This is a genomic window from Marinomonas sp. UCMA 3892, assembly GCF_012726345.1.
Lineage (GTDB): Bacteria > Pseudomonadota > Gammaproteobacteria > Pseudomonadales > Marinomonadaceae > Marinomonas.
Window position 1 is genome coordinate 49,458 of sequence record NZ_PTXN01000011.1, and the last position, 18,973, is coordinate 68,430.

13 protein-coding genes are annotated in these 18,973 nt (G+C 43.0%); 12 read left to right on the top strand and 1 reads right to left on the bottom strand.

The annotated features are described in order from the left end of the window. The first annotated feature begins 6 nt into the window (after positions 1 to 6). From tssA to B6N13_RS15955, 12 genes are all read left to right on the top strand, one after another. Positions 7 to 1,416 (top strand): type VI secretion system protein TssA, encoded by a 1,410-nt coding sequence (tssA, locus tag B6N13_RS15900; protein WP_169459953.1) that lies wholly within the window; start codon positions 7 to 9, stop codon positions 1,414 to 1,416. A gap of 14 nt (positions 1,417 to 1,430) precedes the next feature. Next, positions 1,431 to 4,979, top strand: coding sequence for a type VI secretion system membrane subunit TssM (gene tssM / locus B6N13_RS15905; protein ID WP_169459954.1), 3,549 nt, complete (start codon positions 1,431 to 1,433; stop codon positions 4,977 to 4,979). A 46-nt stretch (positions 4,980 to 5,025) separates the two neighbouring features. Beyond that, positions 5,026 to 5,703, top strand: a complete 678-nt coding sequence (locus B6N13_RS15910; protein WP_169459955.1) for a type VI secretion system ImpA family N-terminal domain-containing protein — start codon at positions 5,026 to 5,028, stop codon at positions 5,701 to 5,703. A gap of 215 nt (positions 5,704 to 5,918) precedes the next feature. Beyond that, the gene (locus B6N13_RS15915; protein WP_012068897.1) at positions 5,919 to 6,437 is read left to right on the top strand and encodes an Hcp family type VI secretion system effector; all 519 of its coding nucleotides are present in this window, start codon (positions 5,919 to 5,921) and stop codon (positions 6,435 to 6,437) included. Positions 6,438 to 6,631: 194 nt separating this feature from the next. Then, entirely contained in the window at positions 6,632 to 8,731 is a 2,100-nt protein-coding gene (gene tssI, locus B6N13_RS15920; protein ID WP_169459956.1) for a type VI secretion system tip protein TssI/VgrG, read from the top strand. Further along, positions 8,728 to 9,654: a DUF4123 domain-containing protein gene (locus B6N13_RS15925; RefSeq protein ID WP_169459957.1), complete on the top strand. Its 927-nt coding sequence runs from the start codon at positions 8,728 to 8,730 to the stop codon at positions 9,652 to 9,654. Before tssI ends, B6N13_RS15925 begins: the two co-directional genes overlap by 4 nt. Next, positions 9,651 to 13,055, top strand: a complete 3,405-nt coding sequence (locus B6N13_RS15930) for a LysM peptidoglycan-binding domain-containing protein (protein WP_169459958.1) — start codon at positions 9,651 to 9,653, stop codon at positions 13,053 to 13,055. Before B6N13_RS15925 ends, B6N13_RS15930 begins: the two co-directional genes overlap by 4 nt. Continuing rightward, complete coding sequence (locus tag B6N13_RS15935) at positions 13,052 to 14,002, top strand: hypothetical protein (protein WP_169459959.1); 951 nt, start codon at positions 13,052 to 13,054, stop codon at positions 14,000 to 14,002. The genes B6N13_RS15930 and B6N13_RS15935 overlap by 4 nt, the downstream gene beginning before the upstream one ends. 95 nt (positions 14,003 to 14,097) lie before the next feature. Next, positions 14,098 to 14,514, top strand: a complete 417-nt coding sequence (locus tag B6N13_RS15940; protein ID WP_169459960.1) for a hypothetical protein — start codon at positions 14,098 to 14,100, stop codon at positions 14,512 to 14,514. Between the two features lie 180 nt (positions 14,515 to 14,694). Further along, the gene (locus B6N13_RS15945; protein ID WP_169459961.1) at positions 14,695 to 15,642 is read left to right on the top strand and encodes a DUF6708 domain-containing protein; all 948 of its coding nucleotides are present in this window, start codon (positions 14,695 to 14,697) and stop codon (positions 15,640 to 15,642) included. 92 nt (positions 15,643 to 15,734) lie between these two features. Continuing rightward, positions 15,735 to 16,151 (top strand): hypothetical protein, encoded by a 417-nt coding sequence (locus tag B6N13_RS15950; protein WP_169459962.1) that lies wholly within the window; start codon positions 15,735 to 15,737, stop codon positions 16,149 to 16,151. Positions 16,152 to 16,531: 380 nt separating this feature from the next. After that, positions 16,532 to 17,950, top strand: a complete 1,419-nt coding sequence (locus tag B6N13_RS15955; RefSeq protein WP_169459963.1) for an esterase-like activity of phytase family protein — start codon at positions 16,532 to 16,534, stop codon at positions 17,948 to 17,950. A gap of 77 nt (positions 17,951 to 18,027) precedes the next feature. On the opposite strand, the gene B6N13_RS15960 is transcribed toward B6N13_RS15955, so the two are convergent. Next, positions 18,028 to 18,948, bottom strand: a complete 921-nt coding sequence (locus tag B6N13_RS15960; protein WP_169459964.1) for a LysR family transcriptional regulator — start codon at positions 18,946 to 18,948, stop codon at positions 18,028 to 18,030. Positions 18,949 to 18,973 lie beyond the last annotated feature (25 nt).

The following is an 18,973-nucleotide window of genomic DNA, read 5'->3' on the forward strand; positions in this document are numbered from 1 at the left end:
GTGAGTATGGACATTAATCTTATTCGAACATCGATTCGTGAGCCTATATCCGCTGATCAGCCTGTTGGCGAAAGCGCTATTCATGATCCGCTTTATGAGTTTGTGGATGATCAAATGATGAAGGTTGGCTCTTTGTCTCATGGTTCAGTGCAATGGAAAAAAGCAGAAGAGTCGCTAATTGAACTGCTGAGTAAAAAAACCAAGGATCTAAAACTGCTGACGTATTTTTTTCAATGCCTACACAATAAAAATACACCAGATAGTTTAACTTTATCCATTTTCGTTTTAGCCGATTTTATGTCGGAATATTGGGAGACATGCTTTCCATTCGCTGGAAAGAAAGGGAATTTACCGAGACGTAAGTTTCTTGGGCAAATTATTCAGCGTTTTGGCCTTGCTCTAGATAAGCTGGACTTTGCCAACTTTACTACCTCAGAAAGAGAGAGTTTACGTACTGCCAATGACTTTTGGCATGGTGTTGCGAAAGAACAGGAACTTGCTTCTGAGAATGTTGAAACCATCATCGAGGTTATTAACAGAAAGCTCCAAAACTCAGAAAAAAAGCATGTAGAAACGCAAAGCAAATCTCAACCTCAGGCTGAATCTAAAACTGTAGAGGTCGTGCCTTCTAAACCAGCGATTGAAGTGGATTACAGCTCTGCAAAAAGCACTAAGCAGACCATGCTGAAAGTCGCCGAATTCCTCTCGGAAAACGAAAATAGTCTGGAATTATCCATTCGGATTAGGCGCTATGCGGTTTGGTCGCCGATTACCACATTGCCAGATAATGTGAACAAGCAAACTTTGATTAGTGCTTTGCCGCAAGAGCGAGTGAAAGACTATTGGAGCTTGCTTGATAGTGCAGACCTAGCCTTATGGAAGCGAGTTGAAGCCACGCTGACCGTTGCACCTTATTGGTTTGATGGGCAGTTTCTAAGCTATCAAATTGCTGAAAAATTAGGGTACACGGAATCTGCTCAAGCAGTTCTAACGGAAACTCAGCGATTTCTTCAGCGTTTTCCCTCCCTGTATGATTTCACCTTTAAAGATGGTGAAGTTTTCGTTTCTGATGCTTGTCGGAATTGGCTGGAACAAGCAGATGAAACGAATGTAGAAGAAACTAACCTAGCTGGTGACAGCTGGGCGGAGAAAAAGAAAATGGCCGTTGATTTAGTGGAAAAAGAAGGCATTGGTGCCGCTTTATCCATGATCAATGAAGGGATTAGTAAAGCGGTGGAGCCAAGGGATAATTATTATTGGCGTCTCATTTCTACGGAATTATTGGAAGAAAATAAACTAAATGATTTAGCCCAGCAGCAGTTTCAGCAACTACATACACAAGTTCAGTCAATGTCGGTTTCGGAATGGGAACCCTCTTTGCTCAAGCGAGTAAAGAAGCACATTACAGTCAAATAAATCAAGGATAGTTCATGTTCAAACCTTTAGTTGGCCTATTAAAAAAACTCGTACCCAGCCTTGTGGCGGCGCTGCCGTTTTTAACCTTACTAATAGTCATCCTAATCAACCTTGCTATTTGGTTGACAGGGCCGTGGCTAATCATAAACGAAGAGGCGCCATTGGCGTCTATTAGTGCTCGTTTATTGACTATGGTTATTTTCTCTCTTGCCTGTTTGGCGGCTTGGGGACTATTTCAGTGGCGTAAGCTCAATGCTTATCACGCAGAACTTCAACGTGAAGAAGAGCTGCGAGAAGACCCTGTAAAAGCGGCCGAAGAAAACCAAGAGGCCGAATTAAATAAAGTCATGACTAACATGCAAGAAAGCCTTAATAAGCGTAACTATCTTTATGCTTTGCCTTGGTATCTTGTCATGGGGCTTGAAAATGCCGGTAAAACCAGCCTAATTAACCGCTCTGGTCAGGATTTTACTTTCTCCTCCATTCTAAAATCTTCCGGAGAGGGCAGTAAAAACGCTTATTCTTTTGATTGGTGGGTTGGTGATACTTCTGTATTGATTGATCCAGATGGCGAGTTATTGACGCAAGGCAAGAATGTTTCTGATCCAACTAGCGATGGCGTGATGGAAAAACGCCTATGGGAACATTTTATACATTGGCTTGAACGAACTCGCAGCCGCCGTCCGCTGAACGGTATTGTATTAGCGCTTGATGTATCGAAATTAGCTACCTCAACTATTTATGAAAGAAAAGCATTCGCGACTATTTTAAGGTCTCGAATCCGTGAGCTTATGGAAACCTTGTCCACTCGCTTGCCTGTGTATGTGACCTTAACCAAGCTAGATTTGCTCTATGGTTTTGAACCATTCTTTAAAAATTACACGAAAGAACAACGTGAAGAGGTGCTTGGTTTTACCTTCTCGCTTTCCTCTGTTGATGACCATGATAACTGGATGAAGGAGTTTGATGCGGAATACGAAGAGTTTATTAGCCGCGTTAATGCCATATTGCCTCACATAGTCGCTAAGAACATTAGTGATGAAGATCGTAATGCTGTGTACAGCTTCACAAGACAAATCAGTGGTTTAAAAGACATACTGTCAGTGTTTTTCCAAGATGCGTTAAGTAGCGACCAATTCTCTACTTCAGCATTGGTACGTGGAGTGTACTTTACGTCTGTTTATCAGCAAGGTGTTCCAACTAACGCCTTTGATGATGCCTCGTCACGACGTTATGGTCTGACTCATGCCATAAACAGTGCTCAAAATGCCAAAAACTCGACCATGTACTTCACCAAGAATTTGTTTAATAACATTATTTATCCAGAAGCGGGTTTGGCATCGGATAACTTCCGAGTGAGTAAACAGAAAAAACGCATTATGCTCTTGAGCACAGTGTCTTGTTCCATTATCTCTTTGATACTGATCGGATCATGGCACCGTTATTATTTAAAAAATATTGAGCAAGCGGATGCGGTATTGAGCAAGGTTAACTTGTACATGGAAGAGTATCCTGCGGATATGGACTTGGTGTCTCAGAATGAGATCTTGCCGCCGTTGAATACCATTCGTGATGCGACTTTAGAGTTTGGTTTTTTCCGTGATAAGCCAAGATACATTTCAGATTTAGGTTTATATCAAGGGCATGCCATTGGTCCTCAAGTCGAAATGACGTATCTGAATCTGCTGGAGTACCGTTATCTACCTTCTTTAATGATGGAGCTGGTCGCTGATCTTAAAAGCGCCGATACGGACGAAAATAAGCTTTCAATATTGAGAGTTTATCGAATGCTGGTGGATAAAAACGGTCGTTATGATGAGTTTGTACTGAATTATTTTTCACGCAAGTGGCAAGTTAAATATTCCGGAAACAAGGCGATTCAAGACAAGCTTTTACAGCATTTAGCCTACGCGTTGCAGCATACAGATCTCTATGGGGCTCGCCTTGCTGGAGATGAAAATGCCGATAAAGTATTGCGACCTTACGATAAGTTAATCGCCACCACCCAAGATGGTTTAAGCTCTTTGGCGATTGATGAACGTGTTTACAGAAACCTAAAACTGTCAGCGCAAACTGCACTTGGTGCCGATCTTAATATTCGTACCTTGGTTGGTCCTTCATTCAATCTAGTATTCGATGAAAGAGAAATTGGCAGCGATAAACTGAATGTCCCTAAAGTCTTGACCAAAGAAGGCTTTAAAAGCTATTTCCTACCGCAATCTGAATCCGTGTCTGATTTGGCTTTGATTGACAGCTGGGTGTTAGGACAAACGGAAACAGCGCAATTCAGTAAAGCTGATAAGCAGGCATTGAAAGAAAAAATTAGAGATTCCTATGTCAGTGATTACACGAATACATGGCGAAATGTTTTAAATGAAATTGATATTAAGAACTTCTCTAATATCAGCGAAGCCGTCGATGTATTGGATAATCTAACCGGCAATGGCAAACCTTTGCAGCGCTTGCTTGCTGCCTTAAGGGATAACACCAAACTCTATCCTGAAATTCCTGAGGATGGAGAAGCGCGTGAAGAAATGCTGAAAAGTGCTAGCTACAACTTGGCTTCTAGATTGAATGCGCCGTTTGCTGAGCTGAACCGTATTGTGGAATCTAACGATGGTCAGCCAGCTTATATTGATGAACTATTGTTATCTATTGAGCAATTAAGAACTTATCTTGCAGCAATTCAAGATGCTCCTGATATGGGACGTGCCGCATTAGAGACGACTAAATCACGAGCTTCATTGAATAGTGTTGATCCAATTTACACCCTTTCTAGGGTGGCGACAGGGCTTCCAAAACCTCTGGATTCTATGATGTCTAAGCTGGCTGATGAAAGTTGGTATGTCATTAAGCAAGAAGCAATTCGTTACTTAGAAGTGAGATGGCATGACGACATCTATAAAGTCTATGAGCAGAAATTTGCCGGACGCTATCCGTTTGATCCTAGCTCAAGTCGTGATGTGTCGTTGCAAGACTTTGAAGCCTTCTTTGCGCCAGACGGCATTTTAGACCGATTCTATAACGATCAGTTAAAAATGTTTATTGATGAAAACTCCAATATCAATGGCGGTCATCATGGTAAATCATTGATCCGTAAGGATGTGCTTAAGCAGCTAGAAAAAGCAAAATTAATTCAAGAAGCTTTCTTTAATAGAAAAGGCATATTGGATGTTAGCTTCGGCGTGGAGCCGATCCTTTTATCTGCGAATAAGCGAAGAGGCGTGTTGAATATCGATGGTCAATATTTATCTTACAGTCATGGACCAAGAAATAATGTAGAAGTTATTTGGCCGAATACGCTAAGAGATAACACCACATCGAAATTGACCTTAGTGCCAACTGAGGCTAACGAGTCACCGCGTAGTATCTCAACAGAAGGTCCTTGGTCGCTTTATCGTTTGCTTGATACAGCGAAAGTGGTGGGCGCTAGTGACTCCAGCGTGACTTATCAATTTACGGTTGATAATGGCGATATGGAAGTCAAAGTGAATGCAACCACCTCCAATCCGTTTACTCAGCGCTTATTTAAAAACTTCGAGCTGTCTAAAACCTTGTATTAATCGGTAGGGGAGGTTTTTCCTCCCCTATATTGACCATTATGATCGCATGAAAAATGTAATTTATATCGAGAATAGGCGCTTTTATATAGAGTCTGACTCCAGTCTGATTCGAGATGAAGAGCTGTACTGTGCTATCAAAGATAGTATTAATCGTAGAGCCGCTTTACCCAAAAGTAACTTTGATTGGCAAAGTGTTTATTCAGATGCTGAGTCGCTGGCAGAAAGTGTTGGGGTTGATTTAATCATCGCCAGTTACTTTACCGTCGCGGCATTTAAAACTCAGGGCTTTCGTGGGTTGGCAAACGGTCTTACCTTAATCAACTCGGCTTTATTAAATCAAAATAGCCATGATTTAAAACAGCAAAAGTTAAATAAGGGCTTAGTGGGTTGGATTAAAAAAGAAATCATCACAGATATAGGTAGCATGCAACCTAGCTATGACGCAATGCGAGACCTATATCGTTGTGAGCGAGAATGCCAGATCTTAGATGATGTGCTAGGCAGCCAGCTGGAAATGAATGAAGGCATCTTTGAAGAGATTGCATTGCATCTCCTGCAGTACATTGAGCGTCTTGAGATGCGGTATCACCGCAGTGAAAAAGTGCAAGAGCGAGTGGTAGAAGAACTGTCAAAATTTTCTTGGAATGATACCGCGTTAGTGGCGGCTGCAAGTTTGATTAGTGCAGCATTTACTTTTGTTGTCATGTTGTATTGGCCGAAGTGATTTAAGACTGCGAGTCGTCAGTTTTATTGAGTAAGCAAACTCTCGCTCGTCGGGCGATTTTTCGCCTGACCTCAAGCGAAGTTTTGCTCGATGGTAGAGTGTGTTTTTATTAACCCATTGAAAATATTAACTATTTTTAATTGGCATCTATCTTGCTTTTCCTAGGGCGAGTGTTAAAAACACGTTTTTACTATTTTTAAATAAGGAATTTTACTATGCCAACGCCATGTTTTATCTCGATCGAAGGGGAATCTCAGGGTCTTATCACTGCTGGTGCCATGACAGTCGATTCTATCGGTGACGTAGGCTTGGAAGGTCATGATGACGAAATGCTGGTGCAACGCTTTGACCACAACGTCACTGTACCGACTAACCCACAGTCTGGTAACCCATCTGGTCAACGCGTACACAAGCCATTCAAATTCACCGTTGCTTTGAACAAAGCGGTTCCATTGCTTTACAACGCACTGTCTTCTGGCGAAAAATTGCCAAAAGTGGAATTGAAATGGTACCGCACGTCTGCAGAAGGCAAGCAAGAGAACTTCTTCGTTACCGCACTAGAAGGCGCGGTCATCGTAGACATCCATTGCGAAATGCCACATTGCCAAGACCCAGCGATGGGCAACTTCACACAGAACCTAACAGTCTCTATGGCTTACCGTAAGATCACTTGGGATCACATCAACTCTGGTACGTCTGGTTCAGACGACTGGAGCAAGCCAATCGAAGCGTAAGCTCGTTTTGGTTTAGGCCGCCTGTTTGCTCAGGCGGCCTTTTTGCGTATTAATGGTTCACATTTTTTGCGCATTCCTCACGTTCTTCGGGGTAGATGGTCTGTATCGAACGTGAATAATGGGCTGTTTAAAATAGGCACTTCACCACTTGCATTCTACGAATGAGATAGACCGTCATAACAAAGGAAACTGGTATGGCTACATTGAYGTTTACACTGGCRCTCGACGGCATGGAAGACAACACTCTGCTTGTCCGAGAATACCAAGGGCACGAATCGCTCTCCGATTCCCTGCTAAAAGACGGCTCGCCTTGTTATGGCTTCCGTTACCAATTGGCCCTCGCCAGCCGTCAATCGGATCTGTCTGCTGATACCATCGTCGATAAAAACGCCGAGCTRCGCGTGTTTCGTAACGGCGAACTGATTCAACGAGTRCACGGCATTGTTCGTCATTTTGAAAAAGGCGACACCGGACACCACTTTACCTACTACGGCTTAACCTTGGTTCCAGCATTGGAACGCTTATCGCTACGTCACAACAGCCGTATYTTCCAAAAGCAAACCGCGCAAGACATCATCAGCCAACTGCTGAATGAAATGGGCATCACCGAACACCTGTTTGATACCCAACGTACACCGCTTGAGCGCGAGTTCTGTGTCCAGTACCGTGAGAGTGACTTAGATTTTGTTCACCGTTTGGCGGCCGAAGAAGGCTGGGTCTACTACTTCACCCACGAAGAAGGCAAACACCAACTGCACTTTGCGGATCAAAGCCAACTACTGCCCAAACACCCAACGCCGATTCCGTACAACGTCTTATCGGGTGGCGGCTCAGACGACCAATACATCGCCACCCTGACGCACCATACACAAAGCTTGCCTAGCCAAGCTGTGCTTAAAGACTACAGCTTTAAAAAGCCCGACTACCGCTTTTTGCACCAACAAGACGGCGAGAACCTAGACTACCAGCTGCCAAACTACGAGCACTACGATGCCCCTGGGCGCTTCAAAGACGATGTCACGGGCAAAGCCTTTTCACGCATCCGCCTCGAATACCTACGTCGCAGTGCGCGCACCCTCGTAGGAGAAAGCAACCACGCCGCCATCCAAGCGGGCCTAAAAATCACCATCGAAGGCCACAGCGAAGACAGCATCAACCAAGAATGGCTGCCCGTCTCGGTTGAACATTACGGCACCCAACCGCAAGTCTTGGAAGAAGAAGGCCAATCTGGCAGCACAAACTATAGCAATACATTTACCTTCATCCCAGCCACCACCAACTGGCAAGCGACACCGCAACCCAAACCCAGTGTCGATGGCCCCATGATGGCCATTGTGGTGGGGCCCGAAGGAGAAGAAATCTTCTGTGACGAACACGGACGAGTCAAACTGCACTTCCCGTGGGACCGCTACAGCGAAGCCAACGACCACAGCTCCTGCTGGGTACGTGTCTCCCAAGGCTGGGCTGGCAACCAACACGGCATGATGGCGATTCCACGAATCGGCAGCGAAGTCATCGTCAGCTTTTTAAATGGCGACCCCGATCAACCGATCGTGACCGGACGCACCTTTAACGCCAAAAACACGCCACCGTATCTTTTGCCTGACCATAAAACCAAAACCGTGTGGCGCAGCGATACCCACCAGGGCGAAGGTTTTAACGAGATCTCATTCGAAGACCAAGTCGACAACGAAAAAGTCTATGTCCACGCACAAAAAGACATGGAAACCGATGTACTTAACGACCGCATCACCCACATCGGCCACGACCAACACGGACAAATCGACAACGACCGCTTCACCCAAATCGGCGGTGACAACGGCACAGGCAATGACCACCTGACCATCAAAGGCGAGAGTCGTCATAAGATCGACAAAGACCACACACTCATGGTGGACGGAAGTCTGCAACAGAAAGTCGGCTCGAAAGCCGTGCTGGACGCGGGCAACGAAGTGCATTTAAGCAGCGGTGTGAAACTGGTCGTTGATGCAGGCGCCGAACTCACCTTAACGGCAGGGGGCAGCTTCGTAAAAATAGATGGCTCAGGCGTGCACCTCGTCGGCTCCGCCATCAACCTAAACTCCGGCGGCAGCGCAGGATCGGGCAGTGGCTTAGGAGGATCGCAAGCGGAAACACCGCTCAATGTGGTTTCACCTGAGTACGACGCCAACCTTGAAGCGCCTGAGGGGAATGAGGCACCGGTTGTTCCGGTTCAGCAAAAACAAGCCATAGTCACCGCCGCAGAGCAGGGCACTCCTATTTGTCAGGCTTGTGAAGAGGCGGCAACAGAATGACATTTTTCAGACCAATTGACAGAATCACTGATTCAGCTTCTCAGTCTGCAGAGACTGCAGCAACGGACTTTAAGTCTAAATGGATGATTATTGATGGTGCCTTAATTGTTGAGGATGCACAGCAGATCTTAATCAATCAATTTGTTAATCATCATCAAGGCGCTGAATTTCGTAACTTGTTTGTTAATACCAAATGGAAAGACGTGCTTGACGTGGCACCTATGCTGGTAAGTTATCATCCAGATATCGAAGCTTGGGCGCAATCTAAAGCACCTTGGCGATTTGGTTTAGTGTTTGAGTCTAATGCTTCGTTGGAGGAGCTGGCTGAGCACTGGCATACATTAATACATTGTCAGCACATAGGGCTAGAAGGTTCCTTGAGTCGTTTATACGATCCCATTGCTTTATACCATTTATTGAACATCACCGAAGAAACACGGCAAGTCGCCTGGCTAGGCCCTATCAGCAAAATCTGGTTACCAGATTATGTTGATCAACACTATTTTTATGCAGAGCGGCCAGAACTAGCTGATGCAACACCTCTTGAGCATGCGCAATTTACCGATCCTGAATGGCAAGGTCTAACGGATGCGAAGCGATACGCTTCCGCACACCGTCTGATTCTGCATGTGGACAAACATTTTCCGGATTATTGGCATGACAAAGACAACAAACATCAACATGTACTAGAGCAATTAAAAAAGCTGGAATCTCTTGAGCAAGTGACACAAAAAGACGCCACCTGTTACATGAATATTCTCTGTCGATTGGGGGATATTTGGCACCCAGAGAGCCCGCATAACGACATTGCAAAGATATTAGAAGACAAATCGCAACCGATTGAAGACCGGTTACAGGAAGCCAATTTACAGGCATTAGAGTACGAGCTGGAACAGCGAAATAATAAGGAAGTGACGGCATGAAAAATTACATCATTGAAGCAGGCGATACGATTTCTGCTATTGCAAAAGCCAATGGTATTTCACAGAAAAAATTATTAGCGGCCAACCAATCTATCAGCGACGGCAATGACATTAAAGTGGGCGATCAACTGTCTATTTCTGAAAAAGTCGAAGATCCAGCAACGAAAGACGCACTCTCGCAAAGTAACTCCAAAACCGACGGCGGGGTAGAAGAGTGTCCCTTGCAAGCCGAATGGCTGACCATCAAACCCTTGCGTTATGCCGTGGCGGAAGATGACAGTGAGATTAATTTAGCTGAAGACTTAACTCTAAACTCTAACTTGCCCGCTTTAACCCAGCACAAATATATTACGCGTCTGCTGTCCGATCAGGTGGTGTATCTCTACCATCCAGAAGAAAAATATTTGCTGCAAGTGGTCTACGCCGATGGAAAAGGTCAGGGCAAATGTCTGTTTGGCGAACCTACTCAAGAGATCGTCTCTGCCTTACCGCTACTCAAACAGCCTAAAGACAGCAAAGTCATCATGTGGCTGACCCAAGCACCCTTGACCCAAGCGCGGATAGATTTATTACAAGCCAATCCTGACTTGATCGAAAAGGCTGGTCAAATGATAGATTTTGCTAAGGCCGCCAAAGGTCAACAAGAAGAAACCTTTCCTCTTTTTGATGTAAAAAAATATCTTGCTGAATTGGCCCCCAATGTCACGAGCTTGCTTGACTGGAGCGCCAACCCTCTAGAAACCAGTACTGATGAAAATACTTTTATCGGTGACTGTCAAAGCGCTACCCCAGACAATAACTATGGCGTTTGTCTTGTGGACGCCATTGGCATCACCACAGACTTATGTCGAGAGTTCTCCATTGCTTACGAAATGGTTATGTCCAATATGGCGACTGTTCAGCATCCGTTCCAAATGGCGAAATTGACTCGGGCTCTTATTAATAGAGAAGCGAACAAAGCGAATAAAGCGACAGAAATGGATGAAGGTCGATTACGAGTATTGTTTGGAACCTTTCCGCCACCTGAGTTAACTCAGTCTCTCATCGTATCAGGGTTCTCCGATGAGAAAAAGAACAGAATATTTGAAGAGAAGCGAGCAGAACATGAAGCCTCGTTTCAAGAATACTTTAGCGACTATAAAAAGGATGTCGCTGCTCAAGCCGAGAAAAACGCGCAAGAAAAAAAGGCAGAATTAGAAGCTTATGTTCATGTTAGTGAGATGGATCAACTTCTAAATAACAATGATAAGGCTGGCAGTGAATATAAGAAAGTGCTTGAAGACCTTGCTGAGGACTGGGTAACGTGGATACAAGATGGTAGTCGTATTTTGGACTTAGCTTTTTCTTGGTTCGATGATAATGATGAAGCACAGTTTTTGTTAAAAGAGAATTTATTAGCCGCTTCCCTGAATAATATTAACGCCCCAGATAAAGGAGCTGAGATTGTTGCCAAGTGGGTTGACTCATTATCTAGTCAACTTGCTCAAACCAATGAAACAGATTTGAGCATAACAATTGAAGGAAATGGTGCTCATTATTTTATCGCCATGGGTTTTGGCACTTTCTTAATAACGGGTTCTTCATGGTTGAATGCTATCAATGGTGTGGTTGATGCAGCGCGTACAGAAATAGTAAAAGCACATGAGCTTTTATTGTATAAAGCCCGTGCTACTCCTTCAACAGAAGCATTAATGCATGCTTTAACGGGACATTTAACGCATTTAGGTGTTAAAAGCGAAGGAGCGCAAGTCCTATGGAAGAAGATGATTGCCAACATGAGCTTGCGCTATGGATTACAATTTCCAACCTACAAAGCTAACTTACATGATGTGGCTTTTGACCTGAAAGCGTCATATGCGGCCATGACGGCTGTCACTCTAAACCAGCCTTTGAAACAAGTGTTGTCGCAGGATATTCGACAACTTCGCCGCGTCAGTAACTATGTCGATTTGCTGGATTTAGAGCAAGGTGCTCCACCAGGAGATCCCTTTACACGCAACCAAGCTAAGTATCCAAAACCTTTTGCTAAATATTTAAACGCAGCGGAAGTCTATGGCAAAAACAACACGACGCTGAAAACAGTGTATGCGAAGACGGAGAAAATCTTTTCTACTGCCAGTCAAACTAAATTGGTGGGCATTTTTGCGTTGGGCCAGTTGTTTAACACAGTAAAGTTATATGATGCCATGGAACAAGACAGGAGCTTCAAAGCCAAAGCAGACTTCTATACTGCCTTGTTTAGTTTGAGTATCGCCTCCATGGCCTTGGTAGACACTGTATTCAGCAAATCCTTTGCTGGGCAAAGTTTTACTGGTTATATGAAAACCACTGGGGCCACAGCTTTAGGAAATAAGACTGCAGATTTACTAAAAAGAAAAAAACTAGGGGAAACTTATTTTAGGCGTTATGAGTTTGATGTAAAAAAACAAATGGATTTTTATGAAGATATTGGGAATAAAGCGGCTAAGTTTGTTAACGGTGCATTTCGGGCTTTGCCTGCCATTGGGGCTTTGGTCGCGACTTTTTCAAGCTGGTTAAAGCGGTCAGACGATGCAGAACAGCAAAGTACTGGCGTAGTAACCCTATCGACTCTGTCGCTCGTGGCTAATGCCGCTTCTGCCGCCCTTTTTATAACCGCTATTTTCTTTAGTGGTCCGGCCTTAGTGATTTTAGGAACCATACTAGGTGTGTTGGGGGTGGCGTTTGATTTTTGGCGCGATATGGTGGCGGATGATAAGTTGGCACTTCTGCTTAAAACTTCGTATTGGGGCAAGGGGCAATATAAGTACAATAAGGATGTGTCCAGCTTGGAAGAGAAAGAAGAGTATCTTAGTGCTGATATATCCGATGACGCTATTCGTAAAGGAGTAGTATCTGGGCTGAAAAAGGAATTGCGGGCTTTTTGCGACTATCTCTACAAGCCCATGGCGCAAATTGTAGAGCAAACGAAAGAAGGTGCGCTCAGTGTGTTTAAGATTCAAGTAGAATTCCCCCAATTTATAAAAGGAGTCAGTGATGTGACTTTCTCTATTACGGGTAGACGTACTGGAGTAAAGTCTGTCCTGTTGGCTACAAGTAGCACTGAAAACCGCTGGCAAATGAATAAGCTAAAAGGTCAGCTTGATATAAAAAATCAATCAGGCATTTTGACTCTTGAAGTGGATGAGCGCAAGTTAGCGCCACAGCCGATTCGAGGGGCAGGTCAAATGGGTAGACCTGTCTCAACTCAAGGAATGAATTACACCGAATATAATTTGTCATTGGAATATGACCAACCCGCAGGTATCCCCATTAATTTAACTTACCCTAAAATCACCATAGCCGATGGCGGTTCTATTTTGGCTTTTTGGCGGGATCACACCGAGATTGAAGAGTTTCATTTGGAGACAGCTACACCATGAGTAAAATTAAACAGGTTGGGGCTAACCTTTGGCAAGGGCCTACTCGACGAGGTATTACTCCCCAGTTTAAACGCACTGAGCATGCTATTAATCATTACCCTAATGGGGAGTCATTGATACATGAAACTTTGCAACCGGGGGATAAAAAATTGCCCTTAGTGTTTAAAAGCAAGGAAACAGAAGATTTAGGTGAAGTTTTTGAAGGCTCCTCGGCGGGCGGACATGAAGGCTATTTGGATATGCGAGTCGATTCTGTGGCTAATCGTGGAGAAGGTTTCTATATGATGGGAGTCATTGGCTTGCTGTTTTGGTGGTCGTTTGAATCCTTTGTGTTGTCCTATCTTCCTGATCCCCAGCTAAGGGATATAAGCATCTATAGTGGCTATGCGTTTTTTATTATTGGCGCTCTTGTTTGTTTGTTTCGCACTTTACATACGCCGGTACGTTTTCATAAAGACAATCAGGAGGTGTATGTATGGCACAAAAAGATTTTGTATCGTATACCTTGGGATGAGTGTGAAATCTCCATCCAAGTTACTAAGCGTAATCTTGGCTTAAAAGGTTCCCAAGATGGTTATCAACTGACCTTATGGCTCAACCCTAAACATGCCATCAACAAAGATTTAACAGGGCAAAAACATGTGCCATTGAATATGTTTCATAATATGGAGCATCACACGCCTCTTTATGCGTATTGGGAATACGTGCGTCGATATATGACAGGAGACAAGCCTATCTATATGGATATTAGTAAACGCCCAAGAAATATTCATTTGAAATATGATCCTGATGAAGAAAGTTATATAAAATTTCTCATCATGGTCGCATTAACAGCACCACTGCTTTTGTTATTTAAGCCAGATAAAGTGGCCTTATTAAGCCCCTTCAAAGAAAAATGGCCAGAAGAGGTTCACGAGTGGACGGGAGAACGTTGTAATTGGCATTAGTTATTTTTGTTGGGTGGTAAAGCAATGAAGCCACACAAGTCTTTAGACACTCGTGTATTGAATAAAATATAAATGGAAAGATAGGACAGAGCGCCATGCCTCTTATTTGTATAGACGGAACGACGGTGTCCATTAGTGTTGATGGACCACAAACCATAGCGAAGACATCGGATACGGTGGCAACGTCAACGATGAATACCATGAAAATAGATGGTAAATCGATTTTGCTTGAAGCAGATTTAGCCGATTGGCTGTCTGGTTATCAGACGGCTTATGACCATTCCTCGTATTCGGGTGGCAAGGCGCAAGGGGATGCCATCACAGGGATTTCTAATCTGACCACGAAAACCTTTTCGAGTGCTCAGGTGGTTAAAGCCGATACCGTGATAAAAGGCACTTTAAAAGTAACTGCGCCAGCAACAGATTCTAAAGGTTCAAAAGATCCGGTGAGCACTATTAACGTAACGATTAAAATCACCGATCCCGCGCAGACTTATTCTAAGTCGACTTGATAATTGAGTGCATTGATAACGCTACCACTTTAAAACATAGCCCTAGCTTTTGCTGGGGCTACGTTTTTATAAAGCATTAAATTAGAAGTCCCAAAACCACCATCGACGATGACAATTTTTCTATATTGCTATGGCGTCATAATACAGAAGTCGAAGACTTTGTCATGGAGCAAACACAGTATGAGTAATATTAAACAAGTAGGACCTAATTTGTGGACAGCTCCCGAAGATATGGGAGTCACTCCTAAGTTTATGCGAACGGAGCATGCGATAAAACATTATCCTAAAGGACGATCTTTATTGCATGAGCCTTTAAAGCAAGATGTTAAAACCCCTTTAAAGGCATCAGGGGAGGAAACTGAGGCATTAGGTGAAGTGTTTGAATACTCTTCCGCAGGGGGCCACCCAGGGTATCTGGACATGCGGGTGAATTCGGTTACTAACCGAGACATGTTTTTTTATGGCGGCTTGTTTTTTGCCTTTATTTGGTGGGGCTTTGTCTACTTTTCCAACGGTATTGTCACCGACGATTTTATCCCCAGCTATTTTGAGTACAGCATTTATGGTTTGTGTTTTGCGCTCAGTATTCTCACCTTGTTTCGTCCTCTTGCGAAACCAATGCGTTTTCATAAAGCCAATCAAGAAGTGTACGTCTGGCATAAAAAAGTTTTGTACCGCATTCCATGGCAGGAATGTGAATTTTCCATTCGGGTCGCCAAGCAAAATGAAGGTTACCGTGGGTTACGGGATGGTTATCAACTGAGTTTGTGGTTGAACCCTAAACACGCGGTCAAGCCAACACTAAGTGGACAAACCTATGTAGAGCTGAACATCTTCCATAACATGAACCACCATATCCCGCTTTATGATTACTGGGAATACGTTCGTCGTTATATGAATGGCGAAGAACCTCTTTATATTGAAATGGATGAACGGCCAAGATGTCCTCGCTACAGTACTAAGACGGCAAAGGAAGAAGGCTATGTTAAAACTACTTTGCTGTTTATCATTGGCTTACCCATTATGTTACTTATTAAGCCTAACAAGATGGCGCTTTGGACGCCCTTTAAAGCAAAATGGCCAGAAGAGGTTCACGAGTGGACAGGCGAGCGATGTGACTGGAACTAGTGTTGTTTTAGCTCATGCTGTTCTAGGCCACACAAGTCTCTAGATACTCGTGTATTGAATAAAATATAAATGGAAAGATAGGACAGAGCGCCATGCCTCTTATTTGTATAGACGGAACGACGGTGTCCATTACTGTTGATGGACCACAAAAAATTGCGAAGACATCGGATACGGTGGCAACATCGACGATGAATACCATGAAAATAGATGGTAAATCGATTTTGCTTGAAGCAGATTTAGTCGACTGGCTGTCCGGTTATCAGACGGCTTATGACCATTCCTCGTATTCCGGTGGCAAGGCGCAAGGGGATGCCATCACAGGGATTTCTAATCTGACCACGAAAACCTTTTCGAGTGCGCAAGTGGTAAAAGCCGATACCGTGATAAAAGGCACTTTAAAAGTCACTGCGCCAGCAACGGATTCTAAAGGCTCAAAAGATCCGGTGAGCACCATTAATGTAACGATTAAAATTACCGATCCCGCGCAGACTTATTCTAAGTCGACTTGATAATTGAGTACATTGATAACTCTATAGCTTTAAAACATAGTCCTAGCTTTTGCTGGGGTTATGTTTTTATAAAGCATTTTATTAAATTATAAGCCCCAAGATTCAGCATCAACGATGACAATTTTTCTATATTGCTATGGCGTCATAATACAGAAGTCGAAGACTATGTCGTGGAGCAAGCTAAGTATGAGTAATATTAAACAAATGGGGCCTAATTTGTGTATTAAGTAATATCAAAAATAGCAATTTCAGCTCGAGTCATTGATAGTCAATGTTCGGGCTTTTTAATGTCAATTCATCAAACCGTCATGGCAAGTCTTTATCTTTAAGTGAGAATCATAAAATGCACTGATGTGTAATTTCACTAAAGGGGTAAAAAAATGACAAGTAAGGTCTGGTTGGCAAGTTTGGTTTCTGTTGGTGTTTTATCGGGTTGCGCGAATAATTCAGTAACGGCACCGACGTCTAGTTTTGTAGATAACTTCCCAAAGCAAGGTAGTGAGTTACCCTATTCCGTATTGCGTGATGATCTGATTGATAGTAAAACGAATCAGCCATTTGAAATTCGAAATGGTGGTTTTGGTTCTGCTATGACAGCGAACCCTAATCAAGCTAACCAGTTCTATGCTCTAACTGACCGTGGGCCGAATGCTGATTACAGTGGTGAATATGGTAAAGGTAAGAGCTTCCCTGTGGCGTCTTATACCCCACGTATAGGTTTGTTTGAGGTTTCTGCTGATGGCAAGGTTTCGATGGTAAAAAGTATTTTATTGAAACGCCCAGAAGGTAGTTTGATTTCCGGTTTGCCGAATACGTCGGCGTTAGGTGGTACAGGGGAAACGCCTTATCATTCAAATGGTCAACCTGTTTTAATGAATGATAATAAGCCTTATGACAAAGCAACTAATCCAATTAAATTAGACGATTACGGTTTAGATGGTGAAGGTTTAGTCGCTCTGAAAGACGGAACTTTTTGGGTGAGTGATGAATATGGACCACATATTGTCCACTTTGACAGTAATGGTGTTGAAATTGGTCGTATTAATGCCTTTAAAGATGACAGCCGTGATGTTTATCACCTGCCTGCCGTATTCCAGCATCGTCGTGCTAACCGAGGCATGGAAGGTTTAGCTATCACACCAGATGAAACTACTTTAGTTGGTATTATGCAATCGACGTTGCAGAACCCTGATAAAGCTGCACAAAAATCGGATTTGACTCGTATTGTAACGGTGAATTTAATCACAGGTAAAACTGAACAGTATTTGTACCGCCAAGAAAAAAATGAAAACTCTAATTCAGAAATATCCACTTTAACAGCTAATAAGTTTTTGGTTATCGAGCGAGATGGTGCTTTTCTTTTCGGAGGTCCAGATGGTGAACCGAAAGCTAAGCCGAATGCTCAAAAGCATGTTTATCGCATTGACTTAAGCACAGGAACGTCGCTTTCTAATGTCGCTTTGTCCTCTTCTATTACTCGTGATGAGAGCCATGGATTAATGATTGATGGCTTAACGTTAGAGCAGTTCACTATTAAAAATGGCTGGGAAGCGTTAGCAGAAAAGGGAATTAAACCAGTTAACAAAACATTAGTGGTAGATATGGTAAAAGCGGTTGCTTATCCGCACGATAAAATGGAAGGTTTGTGGGTGATTGATGGACATCATCTTGGTGTGCTAAACGATGATGATTTTGCTACTTGGTCGACCAAAGGCAAACTAGAACAAAAGCACCTTGATAAAAATACTATTGATTCGAATCGACTCTATATTATTAAAGCGGATTTAATGGGGAAGTAACTACTTTTCTCATTTAAATATTCTTTTAAAAAGGAATGCCAAAAGGTATTCCTTTTTTATTGATGTTTCGTAAATAACTATTCTTGTATGGTTTTTATTTTTGAGTTGAATTTATTGGCCTCATTCATAATAAAATCTGAAAACAGTTTTACATGACTAGGTTGAGCTCTGTTTTTCAAGCTCACTAAATAAATGTCTCTTTCTAAATCGACATCTTCAAAAGGCACAATAGCAATATTTTGATGCTTAAATTGAAATAACGTTAAACCGCTGGTAATGCCAATACCATAGTTAGCAGAAATAAGCCCCATCATGGTCGTGAGTTGTTGCACTTCTAAGGAGTACTTAATTTGTTTTCCTTGGCTTTCGAATAGTTTATCTGTGTATTGACGGATACTTGTGCGTTGACTAAAGCCAATAAATGGATATTTGTAAAGATCGCTGAGTTTTACTTTTTTATTTTGTGCTAGCGGGTGATTGACGTGACAGAGCAAATAAAATTTATCTGAAAATAAGTAATGAGAATCAAAAATATTAGTCGCGGGTTGGCTGGCTGTGAGGGCTAAATCTGCTTGGCTATTTACAATGGATTTGAGGCATTGATTCCATTGAGTATCATTTAATTTTATTTGGGTCTGTGGGTGCATCGCGCTGTATTGGGCTAGTATTTCAGGTAGCCATTCTACCGCGAGCGATGGTAGTACGCTCAATGTTAGAGTGCCATTTTTGCCTGAAGCTCGAGCTTCAATTTCATTGATGGCTTCATCGTAATCTAGGATGAGGCGGCGTGCGATTTCAATAAAATGAATACCATTAGCGTTTAACTCTACCTTACGTGTATCTCTATCAAATAAACGGTAACCAATTTCGTCTTCAAGACTGGCAATTAAGGTACTAAAAGCTGGCTGCGAAAGGTTAAAGCGCTTGGCCGCTTGAGTAAAGCTATCATGGTCACTTAGCGCTAAAAATGCACGTAACTGTTTTATAGATAAATTCATTATTTTTCTTTTTTTATGTGTTTAG

Excerpts from the sequence above, each read along its gene's own strand:
- tssA (WP_169459953.1), top strand. The coding sequence starts at position 7 with ATGGACATTAATCTTATTCGAACATCGATTCGTGAGCCTATATCCGCT.
- tssM (WP_169459954.1), top strand. The coding sequence starts at position 1,431 with ATGTTCAAACCTTTAGTTGGCCTATTAAAAAAACTCGTACCCAGCCTT.
- B6N13_RS15910 (WP_169459955.1), top strand. The coding sequence starts at position 5,026 with ATGAAAAATGTAATTTATATCGAGAATAGGCGCTTTTATATAGAGTCT.
- B6N13_RS15915 (WP_012068897.1), top strand. The coding sequence starts at position 5,919 with ATGCCAACGCCATGTTTTATCTCGATCGAAGGGGAATCTCAGGGTCTT.
- B6N13_RS15925 (WP_169459957.1), top strand. The coding sequence starts at position 8,728 with ATGACATTTTTCAGACCAATTGACAGAATCACTGATTCAGCTTCTCAG.
- B6N13_RS15930 (WP_169459958.1), top strand. The coding sequence starts at position 9,651 with ATGAAAAATTACATCATTGAAGCAGGCGATACGATTTCTGCTATTGCA.
- B6N13_RS15935 (WP_169459959.1), top strand. The coding sequence starts at position 13,052 with ATGAGTAAAATTAAACAGGTTGGGGCTAACCTTTGGCAAGGGCCTACT.
- B6N13_RS15940 (WP_169459960.1), top strand. The coding sequence starts at position 14,098 with ATGCCTCTTATTTGTATAGACGGAACGACGGTGTCCATTAGTGTTGAT.
- B6N13_RS15945 (WP_169459961.1), top strand. The coding sequence starts at position 14,695 with ATGAGTAATATTAAACAAGTAGGACCTAATTTGTGGACAGCTCCCGAA.
- B6N13_RS15950 (WP_169459962.1), top strand. The coding sequence starts at position 15,735 with ATGCCTCTTATTTGTATAGACGGAACGACGGTGTCCATTACTGTTGAT.
- B6N13_RS15955 (WP_169459963.1), top strand. The coding sequence starts at position 16,532 with ATGACAAGTAAGGTCTGGTTGGCAAGTTTGGTTTCTGTTGGTGTTTTA.
- B6N13_RS15960 (WP_169459964.1), bottom strand. The coding sequence starts at position 18,948 with ATGAATTTATCTATAAAACAGTTACGTGCATTTTTAGCGCTAAGTGAC.